This window comes from Arcobacter defluvii, assembly GCF_013201725.1.
GTDB classification, from domain to species: domain Bacteria; phylum Campylobacterota; class Campylobacteria; order Campylobacterales; family Arcobacteraceae; genus Aliarcobacter; species Aliarcobacter defluvii.
The window spans coordinates 666,233-682,752 of the sequence record NZ_CP053835.1 but is presented as its reverse complement, the minus strand read 5'-3'; the positions used below and the strand labels follow the sequence as shown (position 1 = coordinate 682,752).

Genomic DNA, 16,520 nt, shown 5'->3' with positions numbered 1-16,520 from the left:
AAATTATAATAGTTCATAATTAACTAAAATCTAATCGAAAATTAACGAAGAGTTAACTTCCCTATTTTAGATTCTTAATTAACTGCTGAAACAATTTACTAAAACCTATCAAAAGAATAATTACTATATATACATATTGAGAAATATTTATTGATTTTTGAGCCATAATCCAGTGAATTGTTATTAAAATCAAAGCTAAATATATAAATTTATGATATTTATTATATTTTCTAAAAAGTTGTTTTGTTGAAGTAATTGCCATAAATAAAACTATAAAAAAAGCAATCATTCCTAAATAAATAAATGGTTTTTCTAAAATCTCTTTAAAAATAAAATCTAAATCAAAAGAAGCATCTAAAACTACAAAGTTCAGAAGATGTAATAAAGCATAAAAAAATCCTAAAAGTCCTACTTCTTTTCTATATTTTATTAAATTTATTTTCTCTTTTATTAGTGAAATAGATATTGTAAAAAATAGTATTACTGTTGCAGTTGCACCTGTTATTGTATAGATATATTTTATTGGGTCATTTACATTATCAAATATAAATAACCTAATATTTAAATAAATAAGAGGAGCTAAACTTAATAAATATATAAAAAATCGTACCATTAGAAATACTTTGTTAAATCCATATTTTTATATAAACTTGCAACTTCATTTTCATAACCATTAAACATTAAAGTGTTTTGTTTTAAAAAACTTCCCAAAACTCTCTCTTTTTTTTGAGACCATCTTGGATGGTCAACATTTGGATTTACATTTGCATAAAAACCATACTCTTTTGGATTTTCTTTTTGCCAAGTATTAAGTGGTTCTTTTTCTACAAAAGAGATTTTAACTATTGATTTTATTGATTTAAAACCATATTTCCATGGAACTACAAGTCTTATTGGAGCACCATTTTGTTTTGGCATAACATCTCCATATAAACCAATTGCTAAAAAAGATAAATCATTCATAGCTTCATCTATTCGTAAACCTTCAACATATGGATAATCTAAAGTTGCAAATACACCTCTACTTTGGTCTGGAAAACTATCCTTATCAACTAAAGTCTCAAATCTTAAATATTTTGCAGTTGAAAGTGGTTTTACTTTTTTTATTAAACTAGAAAGTGTAAATCCATTCCAAGGAACAACCATAGACCAACCTTCAACACATCTAAATCTGTAAATTCTCTCTTCAATATCAAACATTTTTACTAAATCATCTAAATCAACTTCCATAGGATTTTCAACTAAACCATCAATAGTTACTTTCCAATTTTCAGTTTTCAAAGTATGTGCCATATCTTTAACATCTCTTTGATTTGTAGTAAATTCATAAAAATTATTGTGAGAAGTTATTTGCTCGTAAGTATTTAATTTTAGATTATTTATATTTTTATCTTTTATATAATTTAGAGTTTGGGTAGGTAATTTTTCATTTGCTAAAAGTTCCATAATTGCTCCACTTGATACAAGTGTTGCAGCTCCTAGTTTTATAAAACTTCTTCTTTTTTCAAAAAACTCTTTTGGAGTTACTAAGTTTTCAGTTATCTGCCAAGATTTTTTTCTAATAAGTTTCATAACATATCCTTTGTATTTCTAATCAAATTATAGAAATTTTCTGTAAAGGATATGTTTAGAATAAATTCTTTATTTGCCTTTTAATAAAATAGTTATATATTTACTCGACCAAACAAGTAAAACTAAAACTAACAAAATAGCTGTTAAATTTAGGAAAAAGATATAATCCAAACCAAAATTTGAACAAATTGAAGAAAAAAGTCTTAATAACACAATAAATTGTAAAGCTATAAAAATTATAACTGTAAATCTATTCGCAACTATTTGATTTCCTGAATGTCCTAAAATTACCCTAGTTCCAAAACCTATAAGTAAAGTCAAAAAATATCCCAAAGCAAAACTATGAATTACAATCTTTTCAAAATAGATACTTGAGTTATAAATAGCAAAAAAACTCTCGATAATTGATATGAAAAATCCTAGAACTATCCAATAAAGTCCTAAATATAATATCCAAATTATTGCTTCTACTTTAAATATTGGAAGTTTCCATTTTATCAACTCTTTTGTAATAATAAAAAATATAGGTATATCACTGATAAGATTGAATCTAACATCATCAAAAGATAAAATTACAATCTTTAAAATAAGTAATATAAAAACTATTTTTAAAAATTTTAAACTTTTATAAGCTACATGATTTGGCACTTTAGCTCTTGTAAAAAAAGGTATCATTCTTTGAGAAATAGTTAAAAATATCATAAATAAAAATAGATAAAATCCAATATTAATAGCTATTTTTGAAATAAAAAAAGAGTATTTAAAATCTAAATTTGAAATTATAAATAAAAAATGTGAAATAAGTCCTGCAAAAAATGCTATTAAAACCCATTTGGTATCATTTTTAATTTGAACTAAACTTTTTTTATGAATATCTAACAGTAGTTTAAAACTAAATATTTGTGTAATCAAAAGAAAAATTTGAAAAACGAAAGTAATTTTTGAATAAAAAATTAAACTTAAAAATATGCATAATGAATTAAAAAAATATGCAAAAAAATGTCTTTTATATATTTTTTCTGAAATTTCAGCTTGCATAAGAAATTTAGGGAAAACAACAAATAAAAAACCTAGAAAGAACTGTAAAAAAACTACAAAAACCATACTATAAGCATGATAAGTCAAAATTGATGTATCTAAAACTAAAATATTTGAATAAACCAAAATAAAAAGTATCATAAATAGAGTAAAAAACAGTATCCCACTTGTAAAGAATGGTTGATGTGGTTGAGAAAAAAATCTTTTATACCATGAAAACAACATAAAATCTCCTATAAATTTTAGAAGATTTTAGCTGTTAAGAAAAATTAAAACATTGATTTAAAACAAGTATTTTATTTATTCAAATTTTTATATGCTTCACAAGCACTATCAAGTTTCATATCACAAGCTTTTTTAAATAGTTGAGAAGCTAATTCATCATTTTTTGTAAAAAATTCACCTTCAAAATACATAACTCCAAGATTATAACAAGCATTAGCATAACCTAAATCACAAGATTTTTGATATAAGTTTGCAGCTTTTAAAGGATTTTTTTCAACACCATCTTCATTTGTAAATCTTACTGCAAGATTATAGCAAGCTTTAGAATGATTCATATTACAAGCACGTGTTAGATAATCTACTGTTTTAAAAACATCTTTTTCTACACCATCTCCAACAGAATACATATTTGCAATATTGTAACAACCTGCACTAATTCCAGCTTGACAAGTTTTTTCATATAACTCAATAGCTTTCAAAGAGTCAAGAAGAGTTCCTTGAGCATTTTGATACATATATGCAAGATTATAACAAGCTGTAGTGTGTCCATCATTACAAGCTTTTGTAAAATACTCTATTGCTTTAGGATAATTTTGCTCTATTTTATCTCCCTTGTAATATAAAAGTCCAAGATTATAACATCCTGATGTTGCACCTTCATCACAAGCTTTCAAAAAAAGATTTGCTGCTTCTAAAACATTTCCTTTTTTTAATTCTGTAAATCCATCATTTACAACAGAAGCACTCAAAGTTTGCAAACTTAAAATTGAAAATAACAAAATTTTGATTAATATTTTAAGCATAATTTCTCCTTATTATAAAATTATTTCAATTGCTATTATACTATTGTTTTAAGATTTTAAAATTAAGAGAGAAGAAAAAAGAGAGAATAGAATAAAAAATCCACTATAAAAGTGGATTTTTCTTAAAAATTAGTGACAACCACATCCTGTTCCACAAGAACCACCAGTTACACCTTTAGCTGCTGCTAATGCTGCTTCATAGTTTGGCTCTTCAGTAATTTCTGGACAAATTTCTTTATAAGTCACTTTTCCAGAAGCATTAATAACAAATACAGCTCTACAAGCAACACCTGCTAATGGTCCAGAAGAGATTAATACACCATAAGATTTTGCGAAAGCTTTTGCTCTAAAATCTGAACCAACTTTTAAATTTTCAATTCCTTCAGTTGTACAGAATCTTCCCATTGCAAATGGTAAATCCATAGAAACTACGATTACTTCTGCATTTTCTATTTTCGCTGCTTCAACATTAAATTTTCTTGTTTCTGCTGCACAAACAGCTGTATCTAAAGATGGAACTACTACTATAATTTGAGCTTTTTCTTTTTCTCCACCAATTTGAATATCTGATAAATCTCTTGCTACAACTGTAACAACAGGTGCAATATCTCCTACATTAATTTCTGTACCACTTAAAGTTACTTCATTTCCTTTTAATTTTGTTGTTGCCATTATTATTTTCCTTTAATTTTTTTAAAATATATACGAAATTATAATCAAATAGGATAAATTTACTCTTAATTATTTGCAATCAAGATGTAATTATTTTATCTGTTACTATTTAACTCTAATAGCATCTATTTCAAGAACAATTTTATCCTCTGATAATAGTTTTGTCAATGAAGCTTTAAAAGCTTTTTTACTAAGACCAAATACTTCATTTATATCAGAAGCCTCACTCTTATAAGTAAAATTTAATTTTCCACCATTTTCAACTAAAATATCAAAAACTTTATCACCTGATATTTTTTCACCAATTTTTTGCAAAGACAAATCAATTTTATTATCAGCTCTAATGTTTTTTATATAAGCTCTTTTTTTATCACCAATTTTTAAATTTTCAAAAATTTCTGTGTGATAAATCATTCCTTCATATCTATTATTAACTATTACTTTATATCCTAATGGAGTTTTAGAATAAAGTATTATTTCAACCTCATCATTTTTTTCTAAATCTCTTATCTCTTTTAATAACTCATATTTTTCAGAGGCTATTAACCTATTTGTTCTCTCGTCTAATTGAAGTTGTAAAACTTTTCTTTTTCCAACGTCATAAGTTCCTTTTTGCTTATTTTTTGGAACTAAAATATCTTTTGGTAATCCAATATCTACAAATGCTCCAAACTTTGCACTATCAACTATTTCTAAAGATGCAAATTCATATAAATAAACATAAGGTTTTAATGTTGTTGATACAAGTCTATCTTCACTGTCTGTATAAATAAATACTTCAAGTAAACTATCAATTTCCATAGACTTTGTAACATAGGCATTTGGCAGTAGTACTTCTGTTTCGTCAGCACTAATTAAATAAATTCCAGGTTCACTAACCCTATTTACTCTTAAAGTATTTAATCTTCCTACTTCTATTTTTTCATTCATTTTGGTTTTTCCGTTTCTTTTTTTGTTTAATTGTCGATTATAGCTAAATAATTCTTTTTAGTGAAATCTTACAAATATTGTTTAAATAATAAATTTATTCTTCTATTAAAATAGAATCATCTATTTTTATTATTCCTGTGTTAATAACATCTGCATAAATTCCAACTTTTCCATCATTACTTTTTTTAATGGTTTTTAATATATTTATATCTTTTGGTAAATTCTCTTGTTCTAATGTAGTCATTACACATCTACTTGTTGATTGTTTTATTTTTAAAATAACTTCTTCTCCAATATATATTTTTTTACCTACCCAGTTATTTTCAACAAAATCTTTTTCTTTGGAATCTAATTGAATAATAATATTTGGTCTAAATCTATTAATATTAAAATCTCCTTCTTTATATAATTCTTCTAGTTTAGATATAGTTGAAGTTGTTAATAAATGTATTATTCCAATATCAAAAAATGTACCTTTAGGCATAATAACATCAAGTATAGAATCATCAAATAAACCTTCAAGTTTTGCATCATTTGGAACATTTGAGGATAGTCTAATATCTGAATTGAAGTTTTTAGATAATATTTCATCAATATCATTTTGGGAACTTGATAATACTGATTTATCAGGTAATTTAATCTCTATATTTGGAATTTTATTAAGTGTTGGTTCTTCTAAAAAACTTGAACTGTATTTAAAAATATTTGGCCATTTTCTAGGGTTTTTAGCACTTATTACTTTTTTACTTTTTATATCAATTAATGCGTAAGAACGATCACCTAATAAACCTTTTTCAGTGATTATAGTTTGTTTTAAATTTTCTCCTTGCATAGATTTAACTGGATATCTTAATAAAGAAGAAACTTTACCTATTTTTTTCATATAAATAACTCCTAAAATGAAATTTTGGTAATTATATGTTTTATGCTAAGTCAATTCAAGATAAAAAAAATACAATTTATTGTAAATTTTGTACATCTAAGATTTTGTTTTTAAGGCTTTAAATTCTGAAGGTGTATAGTTTGAATATTTTTTAAAAAATTTTGAGAAATGTGAAGTGCTATTAAAACCCATTTTTTCAGATATCTCTTTTATAGATAAATTTGAATATGATAATTGTCTTTTAATCTCAATAATATTTCTATCAATAATCAAAGATAAAAGAGTTTTATTTAAGTATTGTTTTGTTAATTCATTTAATCTTTTAGTTGTTATTCCAAAATAATTTGCATAAAAATGTGTATTTTTTTCAGTTTTATAGTTATCATCAATTAATCTTATTAAAGTATAAATTCGTTCATTTTTATAATACAAGTTTGCATCTGGTTCTTTAAATTTTAATATATATTCTAAAATCGAACAAAAAAGATGCGAAGAAATTCTATTATGTATATCTTCTTCTTTTTCAATCATTAAAATTAAATTACTTATATTTTTTGAAATAGCATTGGAAATTTTAATAATAGGTAATGCATTTTCTTCAAATAATTCATTTATAATACTATTTGGAGGTAAAAATTCTTTCGAAAAATGGAAAATATATCCTTCACAATTTTCAAAAAAATCATCTTTTAATAACTGATGTATTTGCCAAGGTTTTACTAAAGATAGAGTATTTTTTTTTAAAATAAATTCTTGAAAATCAATTTTATATTTTAGTTGACTTTTGGTTATATATACGATTTCATATAATTCATGCTGTTGAGGACTAAAAGTAAAAAAATCTTTTTTACTTTCTATATCTATTTTTATAAAACTAAAAGATTTATTTTTATTTAAAATATTTTTTTTATTCATTCAATTTTTTATAATATACTATCTTTTTAATCCAATTAGTTTCACTACTGTTAAAATAATAACTGATACCATAATAATACTAGCTCCTGAACTAATATCATATACATAAGAAACAATTAACCCAATGATTGTAAATATTGTGGCTAAAATTGAACTAATTAGCATCATCGAAGAAAGTTTATTTGCAAATGTTTCAGCTAAATATGTAGGAATTGTTAAAAGTGCAATAACTAAAATCAATCCAACTGCCTTAATTGCTGCAACGACACAAAGTGCTGCAAGAATCAAAATTAACGTATAAAAGAACTTTACATTTATACCTCTTAAACTTGCAAATTCACTATCATAAGAAACTGCTAATATCTGTTTATAAAAAAATAAAATAATGAAAATAATGAAAAAATCTAATAAAGACATAAATATTAAGTCTTCATTAGAAACAGCAATAATTGAACCAAATAAATATGACATCAAATCTACATTATATCCAGGAGTTAAATCAACAAATATAATTCCTATTGCCATACCACTTGCCCACATTATGCCGATAATTGCATCTATTCTTGTTCTATTTTTTAATGTTATTATCGCAATTATTATTGCTGTTAATACAGCAAAAATTGTTGCACCAAATAAAACAGGTATTCCCAAATAAATAGCAAGTCCAATTCCACCATAAGAACTATGAGCTATTCCACCAGTTAAAAAAGTAATTTTATTTACAACTACTAAAGAACCTATAATTCCAGCAGCAATTGAAATCAAAATTCCTGCAATTAAGGCATTTTGAATAAAACTATATTGTAAAACTTCTAACATTTCTTACCTTTAATGGTTGTGATTACAACAAATTTGAGTTTTTCCTAATGCTGATAGAAGTTCAACTTCGCATAAATGCTCATTTTGTGTATTTATATTTTTTTGTACATTTTCTAAAGAGTGATAAACAATATTTTTATTGATATGTGCTACATTTTTTGCATAATTTAATAAAACAGAGATATCATGACTAACAACAACTATACAAATAGATTTATTTAACTCTTTTAATAATTCATAAATTTCTCTTTGACCTTTTACATCAATACTTGCTGTTGGTTCATCTAAAAGCATAATTTTCGGGTTTGAACAAAGAGCACGTGCTATAAAAACTCTTTGTCTTTGTCCTCCACTTAAATCACCAATTTTGCTATTTGCGAATTTTTCCATACCTACTTGTTCCAATGATTTCATTGCACAAGAAATATCATCTTTTGAATAACCAAATATTTTCTTTTTAGAGCTAATATGTCCCATCAGAACTATTTCTAAAGCAGTAATTGGAAAATCAATATTTAAATTTGTATTTTGAGGAACATATCCTATTAAACTATTTGGTATTTTTTTATTAATTGTTCCAGATTGAGGAGTTAACAATCCTAAAATCAATTTTAATAAAGTTGATTTTCCACCACCATTTGGTCCAATTATTGCTAAAAAATCATTTTCATTTATTGATAAATTTATATTTTCTAATACATCTGTTTTATGGTATCTATAAGATAAATTACTTATATTTATTAATTCCACTAAAAAACCTTTATTTGCAACTTTGTTGCAATATTATCAAAGATTAGATAAATCTAATCTCAAATTTCATTTCTAATCCAAGAATAAACTAATCCTAAATATTCATGAATTGCAATTTCAACTTTTCGCAAATTCTTTGCACTAAAATATGCACTATAAGAATCATCCAAATAAGCCAAATTATTTGTAGGACTTGCAATGATATTTAATCCTTCTTTTTCAAATAAAAGTATTGAACGTTTCATATGAGATGCTGAAGTCACTAAAATAAAAGGTTCTGTTCCAACTATTTTTTTTGTTTCAATAACTTCTTCTTTTGTATCTTTTGGAGTATCAAGTCTTATAATATCTTCTTTCTTAACTCCTAATGAAATTGCTAATTTTTCTTGCATTAAAGCATGGGAATCTCCACCACTAATACTATAACCTGAAACTATAAGTTTTGCATTTTCTAGATTTTTATAATGTCTTATTCCCTCAACTAATCTATTTATTGCTGTCATTTTAACCTGAGAAGTAATACTTAAACTATCATCATTTTTATGTCCACTTCCTAAAACTAAAATATAATTTACTTTTGGTGTTTGAAGTAAAGCTGGATATGAATTTTCAAGTGGATATAAAATTGCATTTGAAATAGTTTGATTTGATAAAAGAGCAAACCATAAAAAAGCTAGAAATAAAAAAAATTTAGCTTTTTTGTATGAATTAAACATCAAATAAATAAAAGATAAAAAAAGTAAAAAAAGACCAATAGGAATTGGCAACAAAAAAGCTGAAACGATTTTTTTAAATACAAACATCTAAACTCCAATTAAAGCTGAAGTATATCCAACAACCCTACTTTTATCTTTTGTTACATCAGCACTTGTGCAATGATTTAATATTTTAGTTTCATAATTATTTTTTATTGCCCAATTAATTATTGCTTTAACTCCTATTTTTCCGCAAGCTTCACAATAATCAAAAAGTTTTAAATCTTTTTTATTTATTGCTTCTAAGCAGATATTATCAAGTTTTTGCGCTTCTTCAAGAGTATAAAAATGACTTAAATCTGTACTAATTACTACAAAATTAGACTTATCTTTTAAAACCTCATCAATAACTTTTGATAAATCTTTATAATCAATTTGCCCATAAACTATCTCAACTAATTGAACATCTCCAAAATAGTGTTTTATAAATGGAGTTTGGGTTTCAGTTGAGTGTTCAAATTCACACTCCACATTAAAATCTAGAAAATCATATTTATCTATTAAGTTTTGAGAAAACTCTTTATCAATTTTTAAATTTCCAAGTGGTGTTTCATATTCATCATACAAAGCAACACTTGCTCCTTTTAAATAAACTCTATGAGATGGACCAATTACAACTACTCTTTTTATATTCTTTTTTGAAGCTGAAACTAACTTGTAAGCCATATTTGCAGTATAACCACTATAAATATATCCAGCGTGGGGAACAATAATAGCTTTTATATCATCAAAACTTTCATCATTTGTTTTAACACTATTAAAATGATTTATGTATTTTAAAATCTCTTCTTTTTTTTGTGGATAAAAACTTCCACTTACAACTGCTTTTCTTATACTCATTTGAAAACTCCATCAAGTTTTGTTTTACATTTAGGACAACATCCGTCAACAAGTCTATTTTCTAAAACATTAAAATATTCTCTTATTATTAAAACTTCTCCACAATTTTTGCAAACTGTATCATTTTCGAAAGTGCTATTTCCTTTATAAACATAGTTTAACCCATGACTTTTTGCAATATCAAATGCCATTTGTAGAGTTTCATCTTTTGTTCGTTCTAAATTTTGTTCTTTATAATCTGGATGAAAAGCGCTAATATGCCAAGGAACATCAACACCAAGATTTTCTTTTATAAATTTAACAATATTTTCTAACTCTTGTTTTGAGTCATTAATTGTTGGAACTATTAAAGTTGTAATTTCTAAATGAATATCATTTTTTTTGATATTTATCAAATTATCACAAACAACTTTTAAATCTCCACCTAAAGATTTTTTATAATAGTTTTTATCAAAGGATTTCAAATCAATATTCATAGCATCAATAACACCTTTCATATCAGCTATTACTTCACTACTTTCAAAACCATTTGAAACAAAAACAGATTTTAGTCCAAACTCTTTTGCCTTTAAAGCTATATCTTTAGCAAATGGATAAAAAATTGTTGGTTCATTATAAGTATATGAAATTGACTCACATTTTTTTTCTCTTGCAATATTTACTATTTCATCTACACTAAAATAATTGTTTTTGTTTATATTTGATGTTTGCGAGATTTGCCAGTTTTGACAAAATGAACATCTAAAATTACAACCAACTGTTCCCAAACTAAGAGATTTTGAAGAAGGTAAAAAATGATAAAGAGGTTTTTTTTCTATTGGGTCAATATTTAATGCACTCAAATATCCATAAACTAAACACTCTATTTTTTCACCAATATTTTTATTTACTCCACAAACTCCTGTTTGCCCTACTTTTAATTTACAATAATAAGAGCATAAAAGGCAAACTAATCGCTCTTTTTCTTGTTTATAAAATTTCATTTTATCTTCTTAACTTCATAAGTAAAGATTTGAGGATGAAACTCCAAACAATTTATTTCAAAACTTCCTTTATAACAAAGATGTGAGAAAAACTCTTCAAAAGTTGGGAGTTGTTCCCAAACTTGTGGTAAGAAAGTACTTCTTCTTCCATCTTTTTGTAAAATTACACCATGAATATTTGGTTTGATTTTTGATTTTAAATCTTTTATATTTGTATAAATCACTTCAACTGGCGTTGATAATATAGAGATTTCAATTTTTACTTTTTTAAACTCTAAGGGCGTTAATTCATAAAATCTTGGGTCTTCAAAAGCAGCTGCTAAGGCATTTGAAATCAAATCATCTAAAAGTGGTCTATATGCTTGAAGTGAACCAATACAACCTCTAAGTTGCCCATCCAAAGTCAATGTTACAAAAGTTGCACCATTTTCTTTCAGTTCTGGAAAATCAGTTAAAAGTTTTGTTTTATCAATCTTTATATTTGAATCAAACTTCTTTTCAATAGATTTTTTTGTTATATCCAATAAAACCTGATTTTCCATATTAACTCCTTAGTTTTTAATAATATCCTTTATTGCTTCAATAAATTCATCACTATCATTTACACAACGGCATACTTTATATTCACTAATTCCTAATTTATGAGCAATTTCTCTATATTCAATATCAAGTTCAAAATCTGTTTCAGAATTATCAACAATAAATGAAATTGGATAAATAATTACATTTTCATCTTTAAAATTTTTTAACATATCTTCAAGTGATGGTTCAAGCCATTTTAAAGGTCCAACTTTTGATTGATATGCTAAATTAATTGATTTAAATTTTATTCCCTTTTCATCTAATTTTTTTGATAAAATTTCCACATGTTCATTCATCTGCTCTTCATAAGGATCACCTTTTTTAACAATTTTTTGTGGTAATCCATGTGCAGAAAATATCAAATTATACTCTTTTTTGTCATCAATATTTCTAATTACTTCATTTACAATACAATCATTAAATTTATCATTTTTATAAAATTCTTCTATATATTTTACAGTAAATCCCTCATATGGGATATTTCCTATAAAATCTTGAACTGACGATTTTGTTGTAGTAGTTGAAAATTGTGCATATAAAGGAAATAATAAAATTTCATTTATTCCATCTTTTTTTATTTGCTCTAGAACATCATTTGCAAATGGAGGAGTATAACGCATAGCTTGATATGTTTTAAACTCTTCTATTTTTTCATTACATTTATCTACTAATTTTTCAGTTAATGGATTAATTGGTGAAGCATTACCAATTTTTTCATAATTTTCCCAAGCACTATCAAGTCTTTTTTTTACTATAAAATTTGCAATAATACTTCTTATAAAATCTATATTTATAGTTAATATATTTTCATCATTAAACATATTTGTTAAAAACATTTTTAATTCATCTTTATTTCTAGCTCCACCCATATTTAATAGAACTAAAGCCTTTTTATTTTTTTGCATTTTCTTCTAACCTTATAATTTTATCACTACACCATTTTGCCATATCTAAATCATGAGTTATTAACAAAATAGCACATTTATCTAATAATGTAATCAATAATTTCATCACATCGTAAGCTATTATATTATCAAGTGCAGATGTTGGTTCATCAACTAAAAGTAAATCTGGTTTCATCAAAAGTGCTCTTAAAATTGAACATCTTTGAAGTTGACCTCCACTTAATTGATATGTTTTTTTATCTAACAACTCTTTTTGTAAACTTAACTTTGGTAAAAGTTCATCTAATTCTTTATAAAAATCTCTTTTTACTACATCTTTTATCTGCTCTAAAATTGAGTAAGTTGGATGAAAAGAGTTAAAAGGATCTTGAAAAATCATTGCAATATTTGATTTTTCAATAGTTCCACTTATTGGTTTTAAATTTCCGTAAATTAATTCAAAAAGAGTAGTTTTTCCTGTTCCACTTTTTCCAAAAATTGTAACTAATTCACCTTTTTTTAATTTCAATGAAAAATCTTTGTAAATTGGGTTTTCTTTTTTATAATAAAATATTAAATTATTTATATTTAAAACTAAATCTTTATTCAACTTTTTACCTTTTAATTTAATTTATTACTATATTAAAAAATAGCTTTATCTTCCCTCTACAAAGAGTTTTTGTGCATTTCACTTTTTTTATACAATAATAGGTAAAACTTATACTGAATATTTAATAAAAAAAGAAAATATTAAGCATAAAAAAAGAAAAAAAAGCTAAAATATTTTTCTTAAATTTAAGGAGATAAAATGAAAAAAATCGTTCTTGCAACATTAGCTGTTGCTACTTTAGCGTTAGCAGATGCACCTGCAGCTTACAATACTTGTAAAGCATGTCATGGAGCAAAAGGTGAAATCAACATTACTACTCAAAGTAAAAGTCATGTTCCAGCAAACTTAGCAAAAGCTGATGTTGAAAAAGCATTACATGGTTATAAAGATGGAACTTATGGTGGACCAATGAAAGGTATCATGAAAGGTCAAGTAATGAAACTTTCTGACGCTGACATCAAAGCTTTAGCTGAATATATCGGTAAATAATTTTTTAGAAGAATAAAGACTCTTTATTCTTCTTTCTTTTCCTCTTTTTTCTTTTCACTTTGAAGTTTTTCTTCTTTAGCTTCTTTTAAATTCTTCTCTTTTTTTATTGCATCGTTTAAATCATCAACACTATCATATAAAAGACCATTTAACATCTTATTAGCATCATCAAATTGACCTGTTTTTGCAGCCCAAACAAAAAGAAGTAATAATCCTGCTGAGATTATAATTCCAACAATCAACATAAAAAAAAGTGTATCATTTATCATTTTAAAACTCCTATTTCATCTTTATTCTAAGTGAATTTAATACAACCATTAATGAACTTAAACTCATTGATAAAGCAGCCACTAAAGGAATAACTAGACCAGCCATTGCTAAAGGTATTGTAATCATATTATAAACTATTGATAAAGATAAATTTTGTTTAATATATTTATATGTTTTATTTGAAATAACAAATGCATCCTTCAAAGAATTTAGCGTTGAATTTAATAAAACTATATCAGAAACAGCAAGTGAAATATCAGCTGAATTTCCCATTGCAATTGCAACATCTGCATTTGATAAAGCAACACTATCATTTACTCCATCTCCAACCATCACAACTATCTTATTCTCTTTTTTTAACTCTTTTATATAATTTGCTTTTGAAACTGGTGTTTGCTTTGCAAAATATTTTTTAATATTTAATTCATTTGCAATTTTTGAAGCAACTTGTTCATTATCACCTGTTAGCATAATTACATCAATATTCTTATTTTGAAGATATTCTATAATCTCTTTTGCATCATCTTTTATTTTATCTTCAAGTTCAAAAGTTGCAATTACTTTTTTATTTATAGCAAACAAATAAACTGTTTTTGTTGAATCAAATTTATAATATATTCCAAATTCTCTTAACAACTCAATATTTCCACCAATAATTTCAAACTCTTTTTCTTCTATATTTTTATATATTGCACTCATTCCTTTTGCTTCTATATTTTTTACAGTTTCAAGTTCTTTAATTTTTAAATCGTACTTTGATTCTAAATATTTTTTTATTGAAATACTAACAGGATGACTAGAAGCAGAAAGTAAAGAGTATAAAAGGTTTAATTTATGAATATTATCATCTAAAATTCGAGCTTTTGATACATTTAATTCACCTTTAGTTAAAGTTCCTGTTTTATCAAAAACTACACTTGAAGCAACAGCAAGTGTTTCAATAAATTTTGCTTCTTTGAAGAGTAAACCTTTTTTTGCAAGCTCTGAAATACCTATTAAACTTGCCATTGGAGTAGCAAGTGCTAAAGCGCAAGGACATGCAATAACTATAACTGAAACAGCAACAATAAATGATTTTTCAAATTGACTTGTTCCTTCATAATCAAAACCTAAATCTATTCCAAAAAAATACCAAACAACAAAAGTAAGAATTGCTAAACTTAAAATAGTAACACTAAAACCTTTTGAGATTTCTGCTGCTTTTGTTTGAATAGTTGGTTTAGAGTTTAAAGAATCTTCCAATAAAGAAACAATTGAAGAGAAAGTTGAATTTTTAAAATTTTTAGTAACTTCAAATTGTATTAAAGAATCTAAATTTATAGTTCCACTATAAACAATATCCTGAGTTTTTTTATAAATGGGAAGAGATTCTCCTGTTAAAGTTGATTCATCAAAAGAGCCACTTCCTTGGATAATTTTTCCATCAACAGGAACTTTTTCTCCTGGTTTTATTTCTATAATATCACCAATATTTATACTATTTAGAGCTACAGTTTTTCTCTCATTGTTTTTTATAACAACAGCTTCTAAAGGTAAACTTGATTTTATTTTATCTAAAGTATCAACAGCAGATTTTTTTCCTATTACTTCTAAATATTTTCCAACTAATACAAAAGTAATAATCATTGAAACTGAATCAAAATAACTCTCACCTTTTGCACCAAAAAGAATAAATAAAGAATATATATAAGTTGATGTTGCACCAGTTGCTACTAAAAAATCCATATTTAAAATACCATTTTTTAAACCAAAATAAGCACCTTTGAAAAATATCCATCCACTATAAAATAAAACAGGAGTTGAAAGTAAAAATTCTCCTATATGAATCATATCTTTTACTTCTTTTGATATACCCGTAAAAAATCCAGTATATTTTGCAACACTTAACATCATAATATTCATACTACAAACAACAGCAACCATCATACGAATAAAATAATCTCTTTTTGCTTTTGAAGCTTGTGCATCTGCTACACTTGAATCATAAGCATATGCGTTATAACCAATTGATCTAATTTTTAAAATAATTTCTGAAAGTTTTAGTTTTTCATCATCCCAAACAATCCGTGCCTTATTTGTTGTAAAATTGATATTAGCTTCAACTATTCCTTTTGTGTCATATAATATTTTTTCATTTAACCAAACACAAGCAGCACAATGAATTCCTTCAATTATCAAATCTATTTGAGAAAATCCATCTTTTGTTTTACTTACATAATTATCTAAAAAATTTTCAGAATCAAATTTTGTAACATCATCATTATCTAATTTTATAGGAGGAGCAATTGTTTTATTTCCTAATTTATCATAAAAAGAGTCTAATCCATCATCTTTTAGTATATGATATACGCCTTGGCATCCTTTACAGCAAAAATTTAAATCTTCTTCTTTTATCATTACATTTTCATCAAATTCTAAATGACAATGATTACACTTGATTTTCGACAAATGGACTCCTAATAGACCAAAACTATATAATTATTGATTTTTTTATTACTTA

19 protein-coding genes are annotated in these 16,520 nt (G+C 25.1%); 1 reads left to right on the top strand and 18 read right to left on the bottom strand.

Features of this window, described 5'->3' with window-relative positions; all coding sequences use genetic code 11:
* Window positions 1-61 precede the first annotated feature (61 nt).
* The 16 genes from ADFLV_RS03480 to ADFLV_RS03405 form a co-directional block, all read right to left on the bottom strand.
* Entirely contained in the window at window positions 62-613 is a 552-nt protein-coding gene (locus ADFLV_RS03480; RefSeq protein ID WP_129010504.1) for a protein-methionine-sulfoxide reductase heme-binding subunit MsrQ, read from the bottom strand.
* Window positions 613-1,572, bottom strand: coding sequence for a protein-methionine-sulfoxide reductase catalytic subunit MsrP (gene msrP / locus ADFLV_RS03475; RefSeq protein WP_129010503.1), 960 nt, complete (start codon window positions 1,570-1,572; stop codon window positions 613-615). Before msrP ends, ADFLV_RS03480 begins: the two co-directional genes overlap by 1 nt.
* Before the next feature lie 69 nt (window positions 1,573-1,641).
* Window positions 1,642-2,835, bottom strand: coding sequence for an NnrS family protein (locus tag ADFLV_RS03470; RefSeq protein WP_172658749.1), 1,194 nt, complete (start codon window positions 2,833-2,835; stop codon window positions 1,642-1,644).
* Window positions 2,836-2,906: 71 nt separating this feature from the next.
* Window positions 2,907-3,638 carry a tetratricopeptide repeat protein gene (locus ADFLV_RS03465; protein WP_129010502.1) on the bottom strand — a complete coding sequence of 244 codons (732 nt, stop codon included), beginning with the start codon at window positions 3,636-3,638 and terminating at the stop codon, window positions 2,907-2,909.
* Between the two features lie 129 nt (window positions 3,639-3,767).
* Window positions 3,768-4,310, bottom strand: a complete 543-nt coding sequence (prx-suh, locus tag ADFLV_RS03460) for a thiol peroxidase Prx-SUH (protein ID WP_014473393.1) — start codon at window positions 4,308-4,310, stop codon at window positions 3,768-3,770.
* A gap of 105 nt (window positions 4,311-4,415) precedes the next feature.
* Window positions 4,416-5,240 carry a CvfB family protein gene (locus tag ADFLV_RS03455; RefSeq protein WP_014473392.1) on the bottom strand — a complete coding sequence of 275 codons (825 nt, stop codon included), beginning with the start codon at window positions 5,238-5,240 and terminating at the stop codon, window positions 4,416-4,418.
* A gap of 94 nt (window positions 5,241-5,334) precedes the next feature.
* Window positions 5,335-6,123: an MOSC domain-containing protein gene (locus ADFLV_RS03450; RefSeq protein WP_129010501.1), complete on the bottom strand. Its 789-nt coding sequence runs from the start codon at window positions 6,121-6,123 to the stop codon at window positions 5,335-5,337.
* A gap of 96 nt (window positions 6,124-6,219) precedes the next feature.
* Window positions 6,220-7,038 (bottom strand): AraC family transcriptional regulator, encoded by an 819-nt coding sequence (locus tag ADFLV_RS03445; protein ID WP_129010500.1) that lies wholly within the window; start codon window positions 7,036-7,038, stop codon window positions 6,220-6,222.
* Window positions 7,039-7,056: 18 nt separating this feature from the next.
* Window positions 7,057-7,857, bottom strand: coding sequence for a metal ABC transporter permease (locus ADFLV_RS03440; RefSeq protein WP_129010499.1), 801 nt, complete (start codon window positions 7,855-7,857; stop codon window positions 7,057-7,059).
* 9 nt (window positions 7,858-7,866) lie between these two features.
* A complete protein-coding gene (locus ADFLV_RS03435; RefSeq protein WP_014473388.1) occupies window positions 7,867-8,607 on the bottom strand; it encodes a metal ABC transporter ATP-binding protein in 741 nt (246 codons plus the stop codon).
* A 59-nt stretch (window positions 8,608-8,666) separates the two neighbouring features.
* A complete protein-coding gene (locus tag ADFLV_RS03430) occupies window positions 8,667-9,410 on the bottom strand; it encodes an ElyC/SanA/YdcF family protein (protein ID WP_129010498.1) in 744 nt (247 codons plus the stop codon).
* On the bottom strand, window positions 9,411-10,202 hold the full coding sequence (amrB, locus tag ADFLV_RS03425) for an AmmeMemoRadiSam system protein B (RefSeq protein WP_129010497.1): 792 nt from the start codon (window positions 10,200-10,202) through the stop codon (window positions 9,411-9,413).
* Window positions 10,199-11,185 (bottom strand): AmmeMemoRadiSam system radical SAM enzyme, encoded by a 987-nt coding sequence (gene amrS / locus ADFLV_RS03420; RefSeq protein ID WP_129010496.1) that lies wholly within the window; start codon window positions 11,183-11,185, stop codon window positions 10,199-10,201. Before amrS ends, amrB begins: the two co-directional genes overlap by 4 nt.
* On the bottom strand, window positions 11,182-11,727 hold the full coding sequence (gene amrA / locus ADFLV_RS03415) for an AmmeMemoRadiSam system protein A (protein WP_129010495.1): 546 nt from the start codon (window positions 11,725-11,727) through the stop codon (window positions 11,182-11,184). The genes amrS and amrA overlap by 4 nt, the downstream gene beginning before the upstream one ends.
* A gap of 9 nt (window positions 11,728-11,736) precedes the next feature.
* The gene (gene hemH, locus ADFLV_RS03410) at window positions 11,737-12,672 is read right to left on the bottom strand and encodes a ferrochelatase (RefSeq protein ID WP_014473383.1); all 936 of its coding nucleotides are present in this window, start codon (window positions 12,670-12,672) and stop codon (window positions 11,737-11,739) included.
* Window positions 12,659-13,261, bottom strand: a complete 603-nt coding sequence (locus ADFLV_RS03405; RefSeq protein WP_014473382.1) for an ATP-binding cassette domain-containing protein — start codon at window positions 13,259-13,261, stop codon at window positions 12,659-12,661. The genes hemH and ADFLV_RS03405 overlap by 14 nt, the downstream gene beginning before the upstream one ends.
* A gap of 198 nt (window positions 13,262-13,459) precedes the next feature.
* On the opposite strand from ADFLV_RS03405, the gene ADFLV_RS03400 reads away from it, so the two are divergent.
* Entirely contained in the window at window positions 13,460-13,750 is a 291-nt protein-coding gene (locus ADFLV_RS03400; protein ID WP_014473381.1) for a c-type cytochrome, read from the top strand.
* Between the two features lie 23 nt (window positions 13,751-13,773).
* Here the strand turns inward: ADFLV_RS03400 and ccoS are convergent, their stop codons facing one another.
* Together ccoS and ADFLV_RS03390 are read right to left on the bottom strand one after the other, a co-directional pair.
* The gene (gene ccoS / locus ADFLV_RS03395; protein ID WP_014473380.1) at window positions 13,774-14,019 is read right to left on the bottom strand and encodes a cbb3-type cytochrome oxidase assembly protein CcoS; all 246 of its coding nucleotides are present in this window, start codon (window positions 14,017-14,019) and stop codon (window positions 13,774-13,776) included.
* A 10-nt stretch (window positions 14,020-14,029) separates the two neighbouring features.
* Window positions 14,030-16,468 carry a heavy metal translocating P-type ATPase gene (locus ADFLV_RS03390; protein WP_129010494.1) on the bottom strand — a complete coding sequence of 813 codons (2,439 nt, stop codon included), beginning with the start codon at window positions 16,466-16,468 and terminating at the stop codon, window positions 14,030-14,032.
* Window positions 16,469-16,520: the final 52 nt, after the last annotated feature.